General features: G+C 71.0%; 17 protein-coding genes and 1 riboswitch. Of the genes, 9 read left to right on the top strand and 8 right to left on the bottom strand.

Annotated features, from left to right (window positions below):
- Positions 1 to 35 precede the first annotated feature (35 nt).
- Positions 36 to 134, top strand: a riboswitch (glycine riboswitch).
- A 198-nt stretch (positions 135 to 332) separates the two neighbouring features.
- Positions 333 to 3,227 (top strand): aminomethyl-transferring glycine dehydrogenase, encoded by a 2,895-nt coding sequence (gene gcvP / locus OG974_RS10150; RefSeq protein ID WP_327282361.1) that lies wholly within the window; start codon positions 333 to 335, stop codon positions 3,225 to 3,227.
- Positions 3,228 to 3,399: 172 nt separating this feature from the next.
- Here the strand turns inward: gcvP and OG974_RS10145 are convergent, their stop codons facing one another.
- Both OG974_RS10145 and OG974_RS10140 read right to left on the bottom strand, forming a co-directional pair.
- Positions 3,400 to 3,606, bottom strand: a complete 207-nt coding sequence (locus OG974_RS10145; RefSeq protein ID WP_308284656.1) for a DUF5999 family protein — start codon at positions 3,604 to 3,606, stop codon at positions 3,400 to 3,402.
- Positions 3,607 to 3,929: 323 nt separating this feature from the next.
- Positions 3,930 to 4,550 (bottom strand): hypothetical protein, encoded by a 621-nt coding sequence (locus OG974_RS10140; protein WP_327282360.1) that lies wholly within the window; start codon positions 4,548 to 4,550, stop codon positions 3,930 to 3,932.
- 494 nt (positions 4,551 to 5,044) lie between these two features.
- Here OG974_RS10140 and OG974_RS10135 point away from each other — a divergent pair, with 494 nt between their 5' ends.
- A complete protein-coding gene (locus OG974_RS10135; protein ID WP_327282359.1) occupies positions 5,045 to 6,580 on the top strand; it encodes a glutamate-cysteine ligase family protein in 1,536 nt (511 codons plus the stop codon).
- A gap of 60 nt (positions 6,581 to 6,640) precedes the next feature.
- Positions 6,641 to 7,480 carry a CPBP family intramembrane glutamic endopeptidase gene (locus OG974_RS10130; protein ID WP_371646233.1) on the top strand — a complete coding sequence of 280 codons (840 nt, stop codon included), beginning with the start codon at positions 6,641 to 6,643 and terminating at the stop codon, positions 7,478 to 7,480.
- A 16-nt stretch (positions 7,481 to 7,496) separates the two neighbouring features.
- Here the strand turns inward: OG974_RS10130 and OG974_RS10125 are convergent, their stop codons facing one another.
- Positions 7,497 to 8,315, bottom strand: a complete 819-nt coding sequence (locus tag OG974_RS10125) for a PhzF family phenazine biosynthesis isomerase (protein WP_327282358.1) — start codon at positions 8,313 to 8,315, stop codon at positions 7,497 to 7,499.
- Positions 8,316 to 8,392: 77 nt separating this feature from the next.
- A complete protein-coding gene (locus OG974_RS10120) occupies positions 8,393 to 9,337 on the bottom strand; it encodes a helix-turn-helix domain-containing protein (protein ID WP_327286031.1) in 945 nt (314 codons plus the stop codon).
- A gap of 103 nt (positions 9,338 to 9,440) precedes the next feature.
- Between OG974_RS10120 and OG974_RS10115 the strand changes: the two genes are divergently transcribed.
- Positions 9,441 to 10,034, top strand: coding sequence for an MBL fold metallo-hydrolase (locus tag OG974_RS10115; RefSeq protein WP_327282357.1), 594 nt, complete (start codon positions 9,441 to 9,443; stop codon positions 10,032 to 10,034).
- An 11-nt stretch (positions 10,035 to 10,045) separates the two neighbouring features.
- Here the strand turns inward: OG974_RS10115 and OG974_RS10110 are convergent, their stop codons facing one another.
- Together OG974_RS10110 and OG974_RS10105 are read right to left on the bottom strand one after the other, a co-directional pair.
- Positions 10,046 to 10,831, bottom strand: coding sequence for a hypothetical protein (locus OG974_RS10110; protein ID WP_327282356.1), 786 nt, complete (start codon positions 10,829 to 10,831; stop codon positions 10,046 to 10,048).
- A gap of 211 nt (positions 10,832 to 11,042) precedes the next feature.
- Complete coding sequence (locus OG974_RS10105; protein WP_327282355.1) at positions 11,043 to 11,777, bottom strand: SDR family oxidoreductase; 735 nt, start codon at positions 11,775 to 11,777, stop codon at positions 11,043 to 11,045.
- 92 nt (positions 11,778 to 11,869) lie between these two features.
- Between OG974_RS10105 and OG974_RS10100 the strand changes: the two genes are divergently transcribed.
- The 3 genes from OG974_RS10100 (at position 11,870) to OG974_RS10090 (ending at position 14,231) form a co-directional block, all read left to right on the top strand.
- Positions 11,870 to 12,733, top strand: coding sequence for a LysR family transcriptional regulator (locus tag OG974_RS10100; protein WP_328762063.1), 864 nt, complete (start codon positions 11,870 to 11,872; stop codon positions 12,731 to 12,733).
- A gap of 179 nt (positions 12,734 to 12,912) precedes the next feature.
- A complete protein-coding gene (locus OG974_RS10095; RefSeq protein ID WP_371646229.1) occupies positions 12,913 to 13,404 on the top strand; it encodes a TnsA-like heteromeric transposase endonuclease subunit in 492 nt (163 codons plus the stop codon).
- 206 nt (positions 13,405 to 13,610) lie between these two features.
- Positions 13,611 to 14,231, top strand: a complete 621-nt coding sequence (locus OG974_RS10090) for a PadR family transcriptional regulator (protein ID WP_371646227.1) — start codon at positions 13,611 to 13,613, stop codon at positions 14,229 to 14,231.
- Between the two features lie 84 nt (positions 14,232 to 14,315).
- On the opposite strand, the gene OG974_RS10085 is transcribed toward OG974_RS10090, so the two are convergent.
- On the bottom strand, positions 14,316 to 14,744 hold the full coding sequence (locus OG974_RS10085; RefSeq protein ID WP_327282351.1) for an SRPBCC family protein: 429 nt from the start codon (positions 14,742 to 14,744) through the stop codon (positions 14,316 to 14,318).
- A 171-nt stretch (positions 14,745 to 14,915) separates the two neighbouring features.
- Between OG974_RS10085 and OG974_RS10080 the strand changes: the two genes are divergently transcribed.
- The gene (locus tag OG974_RS10080; protein ID WP_371646225.1) at positions 14,916 to 15,887 is read left to right on the top strand and encodes a DMT family transporter; all 972 of its coding nucleotides are present in this window, start codon (positions 14,916 to 14,918) and stop codon (positions 15,885 to 15,887) included.
- Positions 15,888 to 16,050: 163 nt separating this feature from the next.
- Positions 16,051 to 17,049, top strand: coding sequence for a DMT family transporter (locus tag OG974_RS10075; protein ID WP_371646223.1), 999 nt, complete (start codon positions 16,051 to 16,053; stop codon positions 17,047 to 17,049).
- Here the strand turns inward: OG974_RS10075 and OG974_RS10070 are convergent.
- The gene (locus tag OG974_RS10070; RefSeq protein WP_371646221.1) at positions 17,031 to 17,732 is read right to left on the bottom strand and encodes a pyridoxamine 5'-phosphate oxidase family protein; all 702 of its coding nucleotides are present in this window, start codon (positions 17,730 to 17,732) and stop codon (positions 17,031 to 17,033) included. The two genes, OG974_RS10075 and OG974_RS10070, sit on opposite strands and share 19 nt — an antisense overlap.
- Between the last annotated feature and the right edge of the window lie 27 nt (positions 17,733 to 17,759).

Raw genomic sequence — 17,759 nt, 5'->3', positions numbered from 1 at the left:
CCCAGAACCGCGCTGGTAGGCTGGGTGGCGGCTGTTGACCCTGTGCGGGAGAGTCCTCCGAGTGAGCATGACGGAGGCGCCGAAGGAGCAAATCCTCCCCGGAATCTCTCAGGCATACGTACCGCACGTGACGAGGCCACTCTGGAAAGCAGGGGCGGGTGCCGGGCGCGCAGTGCCGGTTCCCCTCCTCACCGACGGTGAAAGCCGGAGGCCGCGGGCCATCCCCGTGACTCCGGTGAAGCTCTCAGGTTGAGATGACAGAGGGGGAGGCCGTCCGGGTGCCCGCGCCGTGGTGCCCCTCGCAGGTCGTACGACCCAGGAGGCCTCCGTACATGACCGCCAACCGCATTCCGCTCTCCCAGCTGGAGCGAGGGATCCCCTTCGAGCAGCGCCACATCGGCCCGGACGCCGAGGCGCAGGCGAAGATGCTCGCCCACGTGGGCTACGGCTCGCTGGACGAACTGACCGCCGCCGCGGTACCAGATGTGATCAAGAGCGCCGAGGCGCTGAACCTGCCCGAGGCGCGGACCGAGGCCGAGGTACTGGCCGAGCTGCGTTCGCTCGCCGACCGCAACCAGGTCCTGACGTCGATGATCGGTCTCGGCTACTACGGGACCTTCACCCCGCCGGTGATCCTGCGCAACGTCATGGAGAACCCGGCCTGGTACACGGCGTACACGCCCTACCAGCCCGAAATCTCGCAGGGCCGCCTTGAGGCGCTCCTCAACTTCCAGACCGTCGTCGCGGACCTCACCGGCCTGCCGACCTCCGGCGCCTCCCTGCTCGACGAGGGCACCGCGGCCGCCGAGGCCATGACGCTGGCCCGCCGCGTCGGCAAGTCCAAGGGCAACGTCTTCCTCGTCGACGCCGACGCGCTGCCCCAGACCATCGCCGTGATCGAGACCCGCGCCGAGCCGATCGGCATCGAGGTCGTCGTCGCCGACCTGTCCGAGGGCATCCCGGCCGAGGTCGCCGAGCGCGGCGTCTACGGTGTGCTCCTCCAGTACCCGGGCGCCTCCGGTGCCGTACGGGACATCAAGCCGGTCATCGACCAGGCGCACGGCCTGGGCGCGATCGTCGCCGTCTCCGCCGACCTGCTCGCCCTGACCCTGCTGACCTCCCCGGGCGCGCTCGGCGCCGACATCGCCGTCGGCACCACCCAGCGCTTCGGCGTCCCGATGGGCTTCGGCGGCCCGCACGCCGGCTACATGGCCGTCCAGGACAAGCACGCCCGCTCGCTGCCCGGCCGCCTCGTCGGCGTCTCCGTGGACGCGGACGGCAACAAGGCGTACCGCCTGGCGCTGCAGACCCGTGAGCAGCACATCCGCCGCGAGAAGGCCACCAGCAACATCTGCACCGCGCAGGTGCTGCTGGCCGTCATGGCCGGCATGTACGCCGTCTACCACGGTCCGGACGGCCTGCGGACGATCGCCCGCCGTACGCACCGCTACGCGTCCCTGCTCGCGGCCGGTCTGACGGCCGGCGGGGTCGAGCTGGTGCACGGCTCGTACTTCGACACCGTCACCGCCCGGGTGCCCGGCAAGGCCGCCGAGGTCGTGGCCGCCGCGCGCGAGGGCGGGGTCAACCTGTTCCAGGTCGACGCCGACCACGTCTCCGTCTCCTGCGACGAGACGACGCTGCGCGCCGACATCGAGGCCGTCTGGGCCGCCTTCGGCGTCGACGGCTCCGCCGCGGACATCGAGGCCCTCGACGAGACCACGGCCGACGCGCTGCCCGAGGCCCTGCTGCGCTCGGACGACTACCTGGCGCACCCGGTGTTCCACCAGCACCGCAGCGAGACCGCGATGCTGCGCTACCTGCGCAAGCTGGCGGACAAGGACTACGCGCTGGACCGCGGCATGATCCCGCTGGGCTCCTGCACCATGAAGCTCAACGCGACCACCGAGATGGAGCCGGTCACCTGGCCCGAGTTCGGTCAGCTGCACCCGTTCGCCCCGGTCGGGCAGGCGGAGGGGTACCTCACGCTCATCACCGAGCTGGAGGAACGTCTCTGCGAGGTCACCGGCTACGACAAGGTCTCCATCCAGCCGAACGCCGGCTCCCAGGGCGAGCTCGCCGGCCTGCTGGCCGTCCGCGCCTACCACCGGGCGAACGGCGACGAGCAGCGCACCGTCTGCCTCATCCCGTCCTCCGCGCACGGCACCAACGCCGCCAGCGCCGTGATGGCCGGCATGAAGGTCGTCGTCGTCAAGACCGCCGACGACGGCGAGGTGGACGCGGCCGACCTGCGCGCCAAGATCGAGCAGTACCGCGACGAACTCGCCGTGCTGATGATCACGTACCCCTCGACGCACGGTGTGTTCGAGGAGCACGTCGCCGACATCTGTGCCCAGGTGCACGACGCCGGCGGCCAGGTCTACGTCGACGGTGCCAACCTCAACGCCCTGGTGGGCCTGGCCAAGCCGGGTCACTTCGGTGGCGACGTCTCGCACCTGAACCTGCACAAGACCTTCTGCATCCCGCACGGCGGCGGCGGCCCGGGCGTCGGCCCGGTCGGTGTCCGGGCGCACCTGGCCCCGTACCTGCCCAACCACCCGCTGCAGCCGACCGCGGGCCCGGAGACGGGCGTAGGCCCGATCTCGGCGGCGCCGTGGGGCTCGGCGGGCATCCTGCCGATCTCGTGGTCGTACGTGCGCCTCATGGGCGGCGAGGGCCTCAAGCGCGCCACCCAGGTGGCGGTGCTGGGCGCGAACTACATCGCCAAGCGCCTGGAGCCGCACTACCCGGTGCTCTACACCGGCCCGGGCAACCTGGTCGCGCACGAGTGCATCATCGACCTGCGCCCGCTGTCGAAGGCGACGGGCGTGAGCGTGGACGACATCGCCAAGCGTCTGATCGACTACGGTTTCCACGCCCCGACCATGTCCTTCCCGGTGGCCGGCACGCTGATGATCGAGCCGACGGAGTCCGAGGACCTCGCCGAGATCGACCGCTTCTGCGACGCGATGATCGCCATCCGCGGCGAGATCGACCGGGTCGCGGGCGGCGAGTGGCCCGTGGAGGACAACCCGCTGGCCAACTCCCCGCACACCGCTGCGGCGCTGGGCGGCGAGTGGAACCACCCGTACAGCCGTGACGAGGCCGTCTTCCCGGGCGGGGTCACGGCGTCGGAGAAGTACTGGCCGCCGGTGCGCCGCATCGACGGTGCCTTCGGCGACCGCAACCTGGTGTGCTCCTGCCCGCCGCTGGACGAGTACGACAACTGAGCGCGACCGAGCCGCAGCCGCAGGGCACCTGCCCGTTCGGCGACCTGACACATCCGTGTGAGGTGACGGCATGACGAAGGGCCGGTCCGGGAGAATGATTCCCGGGCCGGCCCTTCGTCGTTGCGTGCTGCTTCGTTCCGTGCTGCTTCATTCCGTTCCGTGCTGTCGCCGTCTAGGCCGCCTTCATCACCTGCGCCGCCGCGAGCGGGCGGTGCGGGGCGATGATCTGGCCGTCCGGCAGCAGCTCACCGGTGTCCTCGAAGAGCAGGACGCCGTTGCACAGCAGGCTCCAGCCCTGTTCCGGGTGGTTGGCCAACGGCTTGGCGGCCTCCCGGTCGGCGGAGTCGGCTGACGGGCACGCTGGCTGGTGCTGGCACATGGATGCGTTCTTTCGCTGCGGTGTGGTCTGTGTGCTGCGGCTCGATGCCTTGTTCATGGCCGCCCCCCGTATCAACGTCTTGGTTTGGTCAGGATCCCAGTGTTGCCCTACGGAGTTGCGTCCGCAGGGATTTCCCGGCAGCTGTCCTCATAGATTGATGACGCATCACTCGTGCGGGCGGTTCAGGTCAACTCCCCTGTCATTTCGGGTGGTTCGCTGGTGGCCCGAGTGGGCTAGGCCGAATGGGTCGTACGGGCCAGCGACCCGGAACGCACCTGCTCAGACACCGCGCAGACCCTCCTCGCAGCCCCCTCGGGCCCCGCTCAGGCGGCCGGCGCGGCCAGTGACGGCGGGACCGGCGGGCTCGGCGGAGTGAGCCGGTGCGTCATCACGGGCAGTAGTTCGGACACCGGGTGCGGCCGGTACGGGGCGATGCCGGGCGGGGCCGGCGCCAGTGGCACCAGGAGATCCGCGGGGGCCGGCAGCCCGGCGGAGGCGTCGGCGCCGACCGCCCCGTGCAGCCACAGCGTCATCATGTACAGCTCGGGTACGGAGAGCAGCCGCGGCTGGTAGTTCTTGCCGAGGGACTCCGCCTGGCGCAGGGCGCGTTCGGTGGCCGCGACGTAGGGGCCCTCGAAGAAATGGGAGAAGACCCAGCCGTCCGGGGTCAGCCGGGTGTCCGCGGCGGCCACGTAGCGGTCGCCGCTGCGGATCAGGAACCGCCAGGCGGTCAGCCGGGTGCGGGGCGGGCGGCCCCCCGCCGCCAGCTGGGAGATGTTCAGCCGGTCGAGGACGTGGACCGGCAGGGGCAGTTCGGCGGTCATCGGACCCTGCAGCGCGCGCAGGGCCGGAGTGTGCGCCTCATGGACGGCGGTGGGGGAACCGAGTGCCGCGAGGACGCTGCGCAGGGCGGGCGCGGGAGCCGGAGGGACATGCAGCGGCATGGTGGGTCGCCTCTCACTTGGGAGACCTGTGGAACGGGGCAGGTGCGGACGGCGCTGTCGCATTCTGGGGCCAGAGGGGGGCTGAGGGGCAATGGCCGCGCGCCAACTCTCTGCCTCGTTTGCGGAGTTTATACGACATGTGTTCACGCAGTGTTTCGGCTAGCTGTCCCGCCTATTGCCGACAAGTCGCTTACCGGTCCCGCTGACATGGCTTTCATGCCGGTTGCGCGCGAACAAGTCGCGCTGACCTCGGAGGTTACCGGACAGGGGCTCGGCTGGAAAGCGTCCATTATCTGGAACCGGCAAAACGCATGCGGAATTTGCATGAGATGCCTTGCCAAGGGAATGTGCCATAGCGCCCTTCGGCCAAACCGGCGCGCGCTCCCCGCCATGCACACCCCCGCGGCGTTATCGATCACGCCTCCGGGGCATCATCGACCGTACATGCGCGCCTGGGTGTCACAAGCCAGGCCCATTCGAGGAGGGAAGCTTCGATGGGGGAGAAGGTCGTGGCGGGCGGATTCGACCTGTCCGATCGGCAGAAGTACCGGAGGAAGCTTCACGAGTGCCTGGAGGGGCTGGAGCGGCTTCTGGCGGAGAAGAGGTTCGATCGCCCCAAGAACATGATGGGGCTGGAGATCGAGCTGAATCTGGCGGGTGCCGACGGGCTGCCGAGAATGGTGAATGCCCAGGTTCTGGAGCGTATAGCGAGCCAGGATTTCCAGACGGAACTCGGAATGTTCAACCTGGAGGTGAACGTCCTTCCGCACCGGCTCGGCGGCCGGGTATTCGACCAGCTCGCCGAGGAACTGAGTGCAGGGCTCGGCTATGCCCACCGCCAGGCCGCGGAGATCGACGCCGGCGTGGTGATGATCGGCATCCTGCCCACGATCACCCGGGCCGACCTGGTCACCGCCAACCTCTCCGCGGTGGACCGCTACTCGCTGCTGAACGAGCAGATCCTGATGATGCGCGGCGAGGACTTCGTGCTCGACATCGACGGGGTGGAGCGGCTCACCTGGAGCACCGGGTCGATCGTCCCGGAAGCCGCCTGCACCTCCGTACAGCTGCACCTCCAGGTGACGCCGGCCCGGTTCGCCGACGTGTGGAACGCGGCGCAGGCGGTCACCGCCGTACAGATAGCCGTCGGCGCCAACTCGCCGTTCCTGTTCGGGCGCGAGCTGTGGCGCGAGTCGAGGCCGCCGCTTTTCACGCAGGCCACCGACACCCGCCCCCCTGAACTCCAGGCCCAGGGGGTACGGCCGCGGACCTGGTTCGGGGAGCGCTGGGTGGAGTCGGCGTACGAGCTCTTCGCGGAGAACGTCAGGTACTTCCCCGCCCTGCTGCCCATCTGCGACGAGGAGGAACCGCTGCGCGTGCTCGCCGAGGGAGGAGTTCCGAGCCTGCAGGAACTCGTCCTGCACAACGGCACGGTCTACCGGTGGAACCGGCCCGTGTACGGGGTCGCCGACGGGATGCCGCACCTGCGGGTGGAGAACCGCGTGCTGCCGGCCGGCCCGACCGTCGCCGACGTGGTGGCCAACGCCGCCTTCTACTACGGGCTGGTCCGCACGCTCGCCGACGAGCCGCGCCCGGTGTGGACGCGGCTGCCGTTCGCCGAGGCCGAGGCCAACTTCGACGCGGCCTGCCGGTACGGGATCGACGCGCGGCTGCGCTGGCCGCGCCGCGGCCGGGGCGGCGGGCTGGCCAGCGTGTCCGCCGTACGCCTGGTCCTGGACGAGCTGCTGCCGATGGCGGCGGCCGGCCTGGACGCCTGGGGCATCGAGCCCGCCGACCGTGACCACTACCTCGGGATCATCGAGGAACGCTGCCAGCGGCGGGTCAACGGCGCGACCTGGCAGGTGGACACCTACCACCGGGCGCTCGCCTCCGGGATGGGGCGGGACGCGGCCCTGGCCGCGATCACCCGGCGCTACAGCGAGCTGATGCACAAGGGCGATCCCGTGCACACCTGGCCGGTCGGACTGGCGGACGAGGAGGTGAGCGCCCCGGTGCCGGTGCGGCGCTGAAACGGCCGCTGCGCGTGCGTTCCCGGTCCGGTGATCCGGTTCCCCCGCCGAAGAGGCAGTATGGGGGGACGAAGCGGAACGGCGGAACGGGAGTCGGACGTGCGGGCGGAGCCGGAGCCGGTGGTCAAGGCGTTGCACCCCGAGAACGGGCGGGGGGTCCTGCGCACCGAGACGCTGCTCGTGCTGGCGCTCTCGCTCGGAGCGAGCGCCTTCGCCTCGCTGATCAGTTTCATCGGCTCGCTGACCAAGCCGGGCGGCCTCAAGGACCAGGCCGCCACGCTCAACGGTTCGCATGCCCCCGGCCGGCCCTGGCTGGACCTGGCCTGGCAGCTGTTCGGCATCGGCACCGCCCTGGTGCCGGTGCTGCTGGTCGCCCACCTGCTGACCCGGGAGGGCGTGCCGGGGCTGCGGGCGCTGGGCTTCGACCGTACCCGGCCCGGCTGGGACCTGGCGCGCGGAGCCCTGGTCGCGGCCGGGATCGGGAGCGCGGGGCTGGCCTTCTACCTGGTGGCGCGGTCGAGCGGGGCCAACCTCACGGTCGTGCCGGAGGCGCTGCCCGACGTGTGGTGGAAGTTCCCCGTGCTGATCCTCTCCGCGGTGCAGAACGCTGTCGTGGAGGAGATCATCGTGCTGGCCTACCTGCTGCGCAGGCTCGGTCAGCTGGGCTGGTCCCCCCTGGCCGCGCTGCTGGCCAGCTCGGTGCTGCGCGGCTCGTACCACCTCTACCAGGGCATCGGCGGCTTCATCGGCAACATGGTGATGGGCGTCGTCTTCGTCCTGGCGTACCGCCGCTGGGGCCGGGTGGGACCGCTCGTCGTCGCGCACGCGCTGCTCGACATCGTGGCCTTCGGCGGGTACGCGCTGCTCGCGGGCAAGGTCGGCTGGCTGCCGACACCGTAGGCCTCCCGGTCGCCCGTCAGGGGCGGGTGAGCAGTTCGCCGTCGATGACGGTGACCGCGTGGCCCGTCAGGAGCGTACGGTCGCCCGCCAGCCGGACCGCGACGTGTCCCGTGCGCGCTCCGCCCTGTAGGCCGACGAGCGAGGTACGGCCCAGCCGGGCGGCCCAGAACGGGGCGAGAGCGGTGTGGGCGCTGCCGGTGACCGGGTCCTCGTCGATCCCGAAGGCCGGGAAGAAGCCGCGGGAGACGAAGTCGTAGCCGCGGGAGGGGTCCTCGGCGGCCGCGGTGACGATCACCCCGCGGTGGGCGTAGCCGCGCAGGGCGGCGATGTCGGGGGTGAGCTCGCGTACCGTCCGCTCGTCCGCCAGCTCGACCAGCAGGTCGCCGATGTGCTCGGACGTGTCGTGGACGGACCTGATCGGGACGCCGAGGGCGCTCTGGACCGCGGGGTCCGCCTGGGCCGGGGTGAGGGAGGACGTCGGAAAGTCCATCGTGATCGTGCCGTCCCCGGCGGCCTCCGCGGTGAGGACGCCGCACCGCGCGGAGAACCGGATCAGCCCCCGGGCGAGGCCGCTCGTCGCGAGCACGTGCGCCGTGGCGAGCGTGGCGTGGCCGCACATGTCGACCTCGGCGGACGGGGTGAACCAGCGCAGGGCCCAGTCGGCGTCCCCGCCGGGCTGCAGTGGGTGGGCGAAGGCGGTCTCGGAGAGGTTGACCTCGGCGGCGACTTGCTGGAGCCAGGCGTCCGGCGGGAACTCCCCGTCGAGGAGCAGGACCCCGGCGGGGTTTCCGCGGAAGGGGCGGTCGGTGAAGGCGTCGACGATTCGGAGGCGCATCCGCCGACCGTAGGACTCGCCCGCGACCGTCGACAAATGCCAATCCGCGACGACTGGCCCGGCCGGCCCCGCGTCCGTCACGGCACGTTAGTGAAGGAGCGGCGGTACGAGCGGGGCGGCACGCCCCGGCGGCGCACGAACTGTTCGCGCAGGACGGCCGCGCTTCCGTAGCCGACACGGCGGGCGATCTCCTCGACCGGCAGGTCCGTGGTCTCCAACAGTTCCTCGGCGCTGCTCAGCCGCAGGCCCCGCAGCCAGGCGTGGGGGGTGGTGCCGGTCGCGGCGGTGAAGCGGCGGGCGAAGGAGCGCTTGCTCATCACGGCGCGCCGGGCCAGTTCCGCGACGGGAAGCGGCTCGTGGAGGTTCTCGCGGGCCCACGCGAGGACCTCGGTGAGACGCTCGTCGCGGCAGTCTTCGGGGACAGGGGCGGCCAGGTACTGCGCCTGCCCGCCGTCGCGGTGGGAGGGCAGCACCACGTCCCGGGCCACGGCATTGGCCATCGCGGCCCCGTACTCCCGCCTCAGCAGGTGCAGGCAGAGATCGAAGCCGGCGGCGGCTCCCGCGCCCGTGATGATGCTCCCCTCATCGATGTAGAGGGCGTCGGGTTCGACGGTGACTTCGGGGTGGCGGCGGGCGAGCAGTTCGGCGAACCGCCAGTGGGTGGTGGCGCGACGGCCGTCGAGCAGTCCGGCGGCGGCGAGCGCGAAAGAGCCGACGCAGTGGGCCGCGACCAGTGCGCCCCGCTCGTGCGCGGCCGACAGCGCATCGAGCACGGCGGGAGCGGGCGGTGTGCGGAAGCCGGCCCACGGCAGGGCGATCACCAGATCGGCCGAGGCGAGCCGGTCCAGGCCGTGCGCGATGGTGAGCGGCACGCCGAGATCGGTCGGGACCGGCCCGGGCCGGTCGGTGCACAGCGCGAAGTCGAATCCGGGCAGTGCTTCGCCGTGCGGGCCGAAGACCTCGGTGACGATGCCGACGGCGAGCATGCCGACTCCGGGCGGGGTGTACGCGGCGACCGTCATGAAGGGAGGCACCCGTGCAGTGTGGCACGTGTGGCACCAATCCTGCGATCAGTGGCATCAGTGCCACTCGTGCACGATCGGCCTGCTCGCAAGAATTGGGGCCATGACAGACGCACCGCTCGGCCGCAGCGCCTCATTCAAGGTTCTGACCACCGGATACGTCGGCTCCACCGGCCCCGGAGTCGCCGCCACCGTCTCCTACGTACACGACGCAGGACGACACGTGATCTTCGATCCGGGCATGGTGGCGAGCCGCGAAGACATCCTCGCCCCGCTCGCGGAGCTCGGCCTCGGCCCCGACGACATCACCGACGTGGTGCTCAGCCACCACCACCCGGACAACACCATGAACGTGGGCCTGTTCGGACGGGCCCGGGTGCACGACCACAAGGTGGAGTACCTGGGCGACCAGTGGAAGAACCGGGACGCGGAGGGCTACGAACTCACCCCGTCGCTACGGCTGATCCGTACCCCGGGCCACAGCGCCGAGGACATCACGCTGCTGGCCGGCACGGACTCCGGCGTGGTCGCCTTCGCCGGCGACCTGTGGTGGCACGCGGACGGCCCGGCGGACGACCCGGTGGCCCCGGACCGCGAGGTACTGCGCGCCTCCCGCCTGCGGGTGCTGGCCGCGGCGGACCTGATCGTGCCGGGCCACGGCGGCCCGTTCGAGGCCGACGACAGCACCCCGCGCTAAGTCAGCAGGTCTCAGGTTCCGGGCAGTTCCATGAGGTGCGCGTCGCGGAAGTCTCCACGCGCGGAACGTGCGAGCTCGCAGACGTGTCGTGCCTGCTCGGCGGACAGACGTCGTGCCTCCCACAGCAGCGCTGCGGTGTCCATGACCTCCGAGGCCGGAGGCGGTGGTACCTCACGCAGAATGACGCCCGTCACCGCCGCCAGGTCGCGGGCATCGATCCCCAGCAGGGCAGCGAAGTCCGTCACCAAGCGCGGGGTCAGCTCCTTGCGACCAGAGCCGATCACACCGTAAGTGGCTGCCGACAGGTACGTGGGCGTGGGCGTCACGAACGCAAGCGCCTTCGCCATTCCCGACCAGTTCAGGTTGCGGTACTGGAGCATGCGGATGACCCAAGCGCCCGGGCCTCCCGCGAGGGGCATGAGCGGGTTCGGGGCGAAGCTGGAACGCCGTTCCTCCTGCGGCATTGAGCGGATCTGCTGCAGGAGTTCACGGCGTTCCGCGGCGGGGAGACGCACCGCATCCGTCACCGTGTTCTTCACCCACATCGCGGCCGCGGCGTCCAATGGCGCCATGTCATCCGGGACCGCCAGCCCCGCGAGGATGAACAGATCGACGGCGTGGAAACCCAGTGCGGGCGCAAGCCGCCGGAGCAGTTCCTCGCCGGGGCCATCTCCTGCGAGCACTGCGCGGACCTCGTCTGCGTTCAGCTCAGTGCGGGCGGCCAATTCCTGCGCGCCGAGCTCTCTGTGGTCCAGCAGCCACGCGAGCATCGCGCCGAACCCGGGGTGCTCCGTCATGCCCGCAGACTAGCCAGAAGCGCGAGTGGATACAGCCGTCGTAGACGAGGGCACGGGGCGCTGGAGGCTCTGTCGCCGCCACGCCACGTGTCCCGTCTCCGACGGTCTGGTCCCTGTCGGGCAGATGCCTGACGCTGTCTCAGTCGATCTGGTCCTTCCTCACCGTTTCGTGGACCTACCGGAGCCTCGTCGATTCACGGCGGGCTCGTGATCACCAGGGGACGACGCCGTCGTCCTCGAAGAACGAACCGGTCGGGCCGCCGTCGGGCAGGGTGGCGAGCCGGATCGCTGTGGCCGCGCCCTGTTCAGGAGTGCGGGGCCCTTGGAAGCCTGTGAAATCGGTCGCGACCAGGCCCGGGCAGGCGGCGTTGATCAGGATGTTCGTATCGGCGAACTGCCGGGCGTACTGCACGGTGAGGGCGTTGAGGAACGACTTCGACGGCGCGTAGGCCGCCATGATCGGGATCTCGATGTCCGGGTCCGCCTGCCGGGCCAGGGAGCCGACGCTACTGGAGACGTTGACGATGCGTGGCGAGGCCGAGCGCCGCAGCAGTGGCAGCATCGCGTTGGTCACCCGGACGACACCCATGACGTTGGTATCCACGACCGTGCGGAGCACCTCCAGGTCGAGCACGGTCGGGTCCTGCACCCACCCGGGGTCCATCTCGCCCGAGATGCCGGCATTGTTGACCAGGGCGTCCAGGCGCCCGGCCAGCCGTTCGATCAGTTCCGCGGCATCAGTGACGCTCTGGTCGTCGGTCACGTCCAGCGGTACCCCGAACGCGTCCACACCGGCGGCGCGCAGCTTCCCGACGGCGGTTTCGCGTCGGGCGGCGTCGCGGGCTCCCACGCCCACGCGGTACCCGAGGCTGCCCAGCCCGGCCGCGATCTCGTACCCGATGCCCTTGTTCGCGCCGGTCACCAGCGCGATCTTCGTTTCGCTCATGCTGATGATGTTGGCTCGCGGACGAGTGGCGCGGCCAACACCGATACGGTGTCCTGTCATACCTGCCGGGTATCACCGCGTATGCTGCGGCCGTGGACACCCTGGAGACCCGCGAGCTGAGGTACTTCGTGGCCGTCGCCGAGGAACTGCACTTCGGGCGCGCCGCCGAGCGTCTCGGCATGGCCCAGCCGCCGCTGTCGCGGGCGATCCAGCAGCTCGAACGGCGCCTCGGGGTCTGCCTGCTGCAGCGCAACCGCCGTGGCGTCCGCCTGACCGGTGCCGGAGAGGTGCTGTTGCACGAAGGCCGGGCGGCTCTCGACGCGACCGCTGCCGCCGCTCGCCGCACCCGGCGCGCCGGCGGTGCCGACAGCCCTGGCGGCCCCCGCGGTCGGCTGGTCCTCGCGGTGAAGGCCGCCGCGTCCCACGAACTGCTGCGGAAACTTCTCGACGCCTACGCGGCCGAGCCCGACAGCGCCGAGATCGAGGTGCTGCCGTGCGGCATTTCCGAGCAGGAAGAGCTGCTGCGCGACGGACGCGCTGATGTCGCGCTCATGCACACGCCGTGGAACTCCCTCGCCGGGTTCGACAGCGAGGCACTGACGACCGAGGGGCAGGTTGCCGTCCTGCCTGCCGGGCACCCCCTCGCCGCCCGCGAGACCTTGTCCCTGGCCGATGTCAGGGACGTCCCCGATCTGCCGCTCGCCCGCTGGCCCACCCACGGCACCTACGCACCCGGCCCGGGCCCCGAGATCCACAACCAGACGCAACTGGCCCAGTTGATTGCCCTCGGACGCACCGTGGCGGTCGTCCCCGACTCCGCCCGCTCCTGGCTGTGGGCCGAGCACACGGCCGTTCCCTTGATCGACGCGCCTCCCGTCGTGACCCACATCGCCTGGCCCGCCCACAGCCGCTCCCTCGCCCTGGCCGGCCTGATCCGCACGGCCGCACGGCTATGACCAGCTCCTGCCCCCATCGGTCAGCACCCGGAACGGCTCAGATGCCACCAGGGCCGGCGAGACCGAAGAAGCAGACCCGCGGGACCAGATCATCTGGGACGGCGAGCGAATCGAACCAGATCATTTGAGGCAGGGACCGGATCGCCCGAGACGGGACACCACGGTGCACACCAGATCGCATGCTCCGTGGCTTTGAGCTGGACTTCTACGTCGATGGGGTACGTAGGCGTCAGCTGTTGCAGACGGGTTGGGATGTCCGGTTCGGGGCGGTGGAGCCGGTCCGCGCGTTCACCTGGCACAAGTACGGCCGAGGCTTCGCGGGCTGGTACCACTCGGTGACCGTACGGGATCACGTCGGCTACGAGTCGTGGCTGGAGCGGGACCGGCTGGTCCTGCTGGACCGAGACTCACAGGTCACCGCCATCGCCGCGCAGCCGTTCTGGCTGCACTGGCACGACGGGGTCCGACAGCGCAGGCATGCTCCCGACTACTTCGTCCGGCTCGCCGACGGGCGGGCCCGTGTCGTCGACGTCCGCGCCGAGGGCGAGCTGGGCGAGGAGACCCGGGAGTCCTTCACCACGGCCGAGCGCACGAAGGTGCCCTGCCGGCGGAACTCCGCGACCGCACAGCTCGCCATCGGCTCAACTCCACTGGCACGAACCGTGCAGTGACTCATCTTCGGTGACACAAACAGCCGTCGGCCCAACTTCGGTGACAAGCAGCCCGGCTTCGCTGGCGCAGGTCAGCCGACGGGCCTTCTCGTGTCGTTCGCTGAAGAAGTTTCCGATATATCGTTGACGCATCGCGATGGGTCAGCGATAGTTGAGGCATCGCAGCAGCGATGACATGGAAACGAACAGACGGAAGGAGCGCAGTCATGCGTTCACACGGACAGCACGGTCACGACCACGGACACGAGCACGGACGGGGCCACGGCCACTGCGGGCCCGATCGTCGGGAGGAGTTCAGGGGGCTGCGCGCCGCCTTCGGACCGTTCGGACCGCCCTTCGGCGGCGGACCCTTCGGCGGGCGGGGTGGCCGCGGCGGACCGCGCGGCCGGGCTCGGCGCGGAGACGTGCGCGCCTCGATCCTGGCACTGCTCAAGGACCGCCCGATGCACGGCTACGAGATGATCCAGGAGATCGGCGAGCGCAGCGGCGGGGCCTGGAAGCCCAGCCCGGGGTCGGTCTACCCGACCCTCCAGCTGCTTGAGGACGAGGGGCTCATTGTGAGCGAGAGCGAGGGCGGCAAGAAGCTGTTCACGCTCACCGACGCCGGCCGCACCGAGGCCGAGTCCGGTCCCGAGGCCCCCTGGGCCGACGCCGGGCGCGGGTTCGACTTCGAGGCGATGCAGGAGGTCCGGGCGGCCGGGATGGGCCTGTTCGAGGCCTTCGGCCAGGTCTACAAGACCGGCTCGGCCGAGCAGCGCGAGAAGGCCCTCGCCGTCGTCAACGACGCCCGCAAGAAGCTCTACCTGATCCTGGCCGACGAGCACTGAGTCGGCCGGCCGACCGAACGGCGCGCCCCGCGAGTCCTCTCGCGGGCCGCGCCGCCGCATTCGCGCACCCGCCGGGGGAGCGGGTCAGGTGACCAGGCCGGCAAGCTTGCGGAGCGACTCGTTCAGGGCGGCGGTCGCCGAGTCCTTGAGCTTGCCCGCCATCAGGGAGACGGCGGCCCCGTTGAACTCCCCGTCGATGCGGACCGTGGTGGCGCCACCGTCCGGCACCAGGGTGTACCGGGTCAGGATGGCCACGCCCATCGGGCCCTTGCCCGTGATCGCGAAGACGCGCTCGTCCTCCAGCTCGGAAATGGTCCAGGCGACTTCGGCGGGGAAGCCCATCATCTTCATGTTCTCCTCGAAGGTCGTCCCGACCGCGAGGGTCTCGGGGCCGCCCTTGGGGAAATTGGTGTGGGTCATGCTCCACTCGCCGTACGCCGCCCAGTCCGTCAGCTGGGCCCAGACCTTCGCGGCGGACGCCTCGATGCGTGATTCCGCGGTGACTTCGGCCATGCGACCACCCCTTCTCGTCGGGTACGTGCGGCGGAACGTAGCCCCGGCGGACGGAACATTCAATACTGACGACCTGTCAGAAATAGTCAGTGCGGTCACGTCCGGTCTCGGAACCGTCTCAACAGGTGTCACGCCTGTGACGGTGCTGACCGGCCCTGCCATGATGGCCCGATGCAAGCGACAGGGAAAAACGTCGGACTGGGCCTCGCCCTCGTCTCGGCGTTCGCGTTCGGCGGTTCGGGAGTGGCGGCGAAGCCGCTGATCGAGGCGGGGCTGGACCCGCTGCACATGGTCTGGCTCAGGGTGGCCGGGGCGGCTCTGGTCCTGTCCCCGCTGGCCTGGCGCCACCGCGGGCTCCTGCTGCGCAAACCCCTGCTGCTCGCCGGCTTCGGCCTCGTCGCCGTCGCGGGCGTGCAGGCCTTCTACTTCGCCTCCCTGTCCCGGATCCCGGTCGGCGTTGCCCTGCTGCTGGAGTACCTCGGCCCGGCGCTGCTGCTCGGTTGGATCCGCTTCGTGCAGCGCAAGCCGGTGACCCGGGCCGCCGCGGCCGGTGCCGCCGTCGCCGTGGTGGGGCTGGCCTGCGTGGTCGAGATCTGGTCCGGGTTGAGCCTGGACCCCCTCGGCGTGCTACTCGGCATCGCCGCCGCCTGCTGCCAGGCCTTCTACTTCGTGTTCGCGGACCACGGCACCGAGGGCGGCGCAGAGGGCGACGTGCCCGACCCGATCGGCGTGATCGCGTACGGCATGCTCATCGGCGCACTGGTGATGACCGTGATCGCCCGGCCCTGGAACATCGACTGGCAGGTGCTGGCGGGGCGGGCCGCGATGGGGGACCTGATGGTGCCCGCGTGGGTGCTGCTCGCCTGGGTGGTGCTGATCGCGACCGCCTTCGCGTACCTCACCGGCGTCGTCTCGGTGCGCAAGCTCTCGCCCCAGGTGGCCGGTGTCGTGGCCTGCATGGAGGCCGTCGTGGCCACCGTCTTCGCCTGGATCCTGCTGGGCGAGTACCTGTCGACCCCGCAGATCGTCGGCGGTGCGCTGGTGCTGGGCGGGGCCCTCATCGCGCAGACCGCGCGACCGACCCCGCCGGGGGCGGCGGATCCGGAACTGGCCGTTCTGGACCGTGAGACGACGAAGGCCTAGGGTGGCGACCATGCATTCGACCGTGCTTCCGCCTCCGGCCGCGTAGCCGCGGGCAGCCGCCCCCTGACGAAGACCCGGCCCGGGCAGTTCCCGGGCGGGTCCGCGCTGCCCGCGAAGAGATGACCTTCCCCCCTCATCCTTCACGCATCCGCGGAGCACACTCGTGTCGAACCTTTCGCCCGCTTCAGGGCGCAGTCTGCTGTACCTCGTCGTCGCCGGAGCCGCCTGGGGCACTGCCGGAGCGGCCGCCTCCCTCCTCTTCCAGGCCACTGACCTCGGCCCGCTCGCCCTGTCCTTCTGGCGGTGCGCCGGCGGGCTGGTGGTGCTGCTCGGGGTGCTCGCCGTACGCAGGCCCCGGCGAGCGGCGGCGGTGCGGCCGTCGGTGGCATCGCTCATCGGGACCGGCCTGATGTTCACGCTCTTCCAGGCCGCCTACTTCGGCGCCGTGCGCGAGACGGGCCTCGCGGTCGGCACCGTGGTCACCCTCGGCGCCGGGCCGGTGCTGATCGCGGTCGGGGGGCGTTACTGGATGGGCGAGAGGCTCGGCCGGGGCGGCACGGCCGCCGTCGTCGGGGCGCTCGCCGGGCTCGCCGTGCTCGTTCTGGGCGGCGGGGACGGCGAGGTGCGGCCCGTGGGCGTCGGCTGGGCCCTGCTGTCGGCCGCCGGGTACGCCGGGATGACCCTGCGGGCCCGCTGGCTCGGGCGGCGCGGGGCGGGCGGTGACCCGCTGATCACCACCGCATGGTCGGTCGCGGTGGGCACGGTGTGCCTGCTGCCGCTCGCCGCCGCCGAGGGGCTGCTGCCGCACACCGCCGAAATCGGGCGGGTGCTCTGGCTACTGGTGTACGTGGCCACCGTGCCGACGGCCCTGGCGTACGCGCTGTACTTCACCGGAGCCGCCGCGGTACGGGCCGCCACCGTGTCCGTGATCATGCTCATCGAGCCGGTCAGTGCCGCGGTGATCGCCGTGCTGCTGCTCGGCGAGCGGCTGACCGGCGCCGTGGTGCTGGGCACCGTACTGCTGCTGACCGCGGTGGGTGCGCTGATCGCGGCCGAGGCGCGCAGGCCCACGGGGGGGCCGGTGGTCCGACCCGCCCGTGAGGCTTCCGGGTCATCAGCGTCCTCCGGGTCCCCCCGTGAGGCTCAGAGCGCGGCGAGGTAGTCCGGGGTGGCGATCCCGGGGGCCAGGTCGTCGGCCGCGATCGGGGTCCCGTGGACCGGTGCGACCGGCACCACGCCCGACCAGTAGGGAAGGCCCATGTCCTCGGGCTCGTCGTTCGGGCCGCCCGTACGGATCTTCGCCGACACTTCGCGCAGGTCCAGCCGGATCACCGCGGTGGCGGCGAGCTCCTTGGCGTTGGCGGGCCGGGAGTCGGCCGAGCGGCCCGGGACCACGTGGTCGACGAGGGCGTCGAGGGCCATCCGGCACTCGTCCTCGTCGGTCACCTGGTAGGCGGTGCCGTGCACGATCACCGATCGGTAGTTGATCGAGTGGTTGAAGGCCGACCGGGCCAACACCAGGCCGTCCACGTGCGTCACGGTCAGGCAGACGGGCAGTCCCGGGTCCGCCTTGCCGGCGGCGAGCAGCGGGCGCGAGCCGGTCGAGCCGTGGACGTACAAGGTCTCGCCGACCCGGCCGTAGAGGGTCGGCAGGACCACCGGGGCGCCGTCACGGACGAAGCCGAGGTGGCAGACGTAGGCCTGGTCGAGTATCGAGTGGACCGTCTCGCGGTCGTAGCGCGCCCGCTCGCGGGAGCGGCTCGGGACGGTGCGCTCCGTGGGCTCGTAGCCGCCGCTCGGTACGTTCCGCCCGGGCATCTCTTGCGTGTCGGTGGTGGCGGTCATGATGCGCGCTCCGTTGTACTAGTGCAT

The organism is Streptomyces sp. NBC_00597 (assembly GCF_041431095.1).
GTDB lineage: Bacteria > Actinomycetota > Actinomycetes > Streptomycetales > Streptomycetaceae > Streptomyces.
This window is presented reverse-complemented; position numbering and strand designations above follow the sequence as displayed.

Bases quoted from the DNA above. Each gene is read 5' to 3' on its own strand.
- gcvP (WP_327282361.1), top strand. From the start codon at position 333: ATGACCGCCAACCGCATTCCGCTCTCCCAGCTGGAGCGAGGGATCCCC.
- OG974_RS10145 (WP_308284656.1), bottom strand. From the start codon at position 3,606: ATGTGCCAGCACCAGCCAGCGTGCCCGTCAGCCGACTCCGCCGACCGG.
- OG974_RS10140 (WP_327282360.1), bottom strand. From the start codon at position 4,550: ATGCCGCTGCATGTCCCTCCGGCTCCCGCGCCCGCCCTGCGCAGCGTC.
- OG974_RS10135 (WP_327282359.1), top strand. From the start codon at position 5,045: ATGGGGGAGAAGGTCGTGGCGGGCGGATTCGACCTGTCCGATCGGCAG.
- OG974_RS10130 (WP_371646233.1), top strand. From the start codon at position 6,641: ATGGGGGGACGAAGCGGAACGGCGGAACGGGAGTCGGACGTGCGGGCG.
- OG974_RS10125 (WP_327282358.1), bottom strand. From the start codon at position 8,315: ATGCGCCTCCGAATCGTCGACGCCTTCACCGACCGCCCCTTCCGCGGA.
- OG974_RS10120 (WP_327286031.1), bottom strand. From the start codon at position 9,337: ATGACGGTCGCCGCGTACACCCCGCCCGGAGTCGGCATGCTCGCCGTC.
- OG974_RS10115 (WP_327282357.1), top strand. From the start codon at position 9,441: ATGACAGACGCACCGCTCGGCCGCAGCGCCTCATTCAAGGTTCTGACC.
- OG974_RS10110 (WP_327282356.1), bottom strand. From the start codon at position 10,831: ATGACGGAGCACCCCGGGTTCGGCGCGATGCTCGCGTGGCTGCTGGAC.
- OG974_RS10105 (WP_327282355.1), bottom strand. From the start codon at position 11,777: ATGAGCGAAACGAAGATCGCGCTGGTGACCGGCGCGAACAAGGGCATC.
- OG974_RS10095 (WP_371646229.1), top strand. From the start codon at position 12,913: ATGCTCCGTGGCTTTGAGCTGGACTTCTACGTCGATGGGGTACGTAGG.
- OG974_RS10090 (WP_371646227.1), top strand. From the start codon at position 13,611: ATGCGTTCACACGGACAGCACGGTCACGACCACGGACACGAGCACGGA.
- OG974_RS10085 (WP_327282351.1), bottom strand. From the start codon at position 14,744: ATGGCCGAAGTCACCGCGGAATCACGCATCGAGGCGTCCGCCGCGAAG.
- OG974_RS10080 (WP_371646225.1), top strand. From the start codon at position 14,916: ATGCAAGCGACAGGGAAAAACGTCGGACTGGGCCTCGCCCTCGTCTCG.
- OG974_RS10070 (WP_371646221.1), bottom strand. From the start codon at position 17,732: ATGACCGCCACCACCGACACGCAAGAGATGCCCGGGCGGAACGTACCG.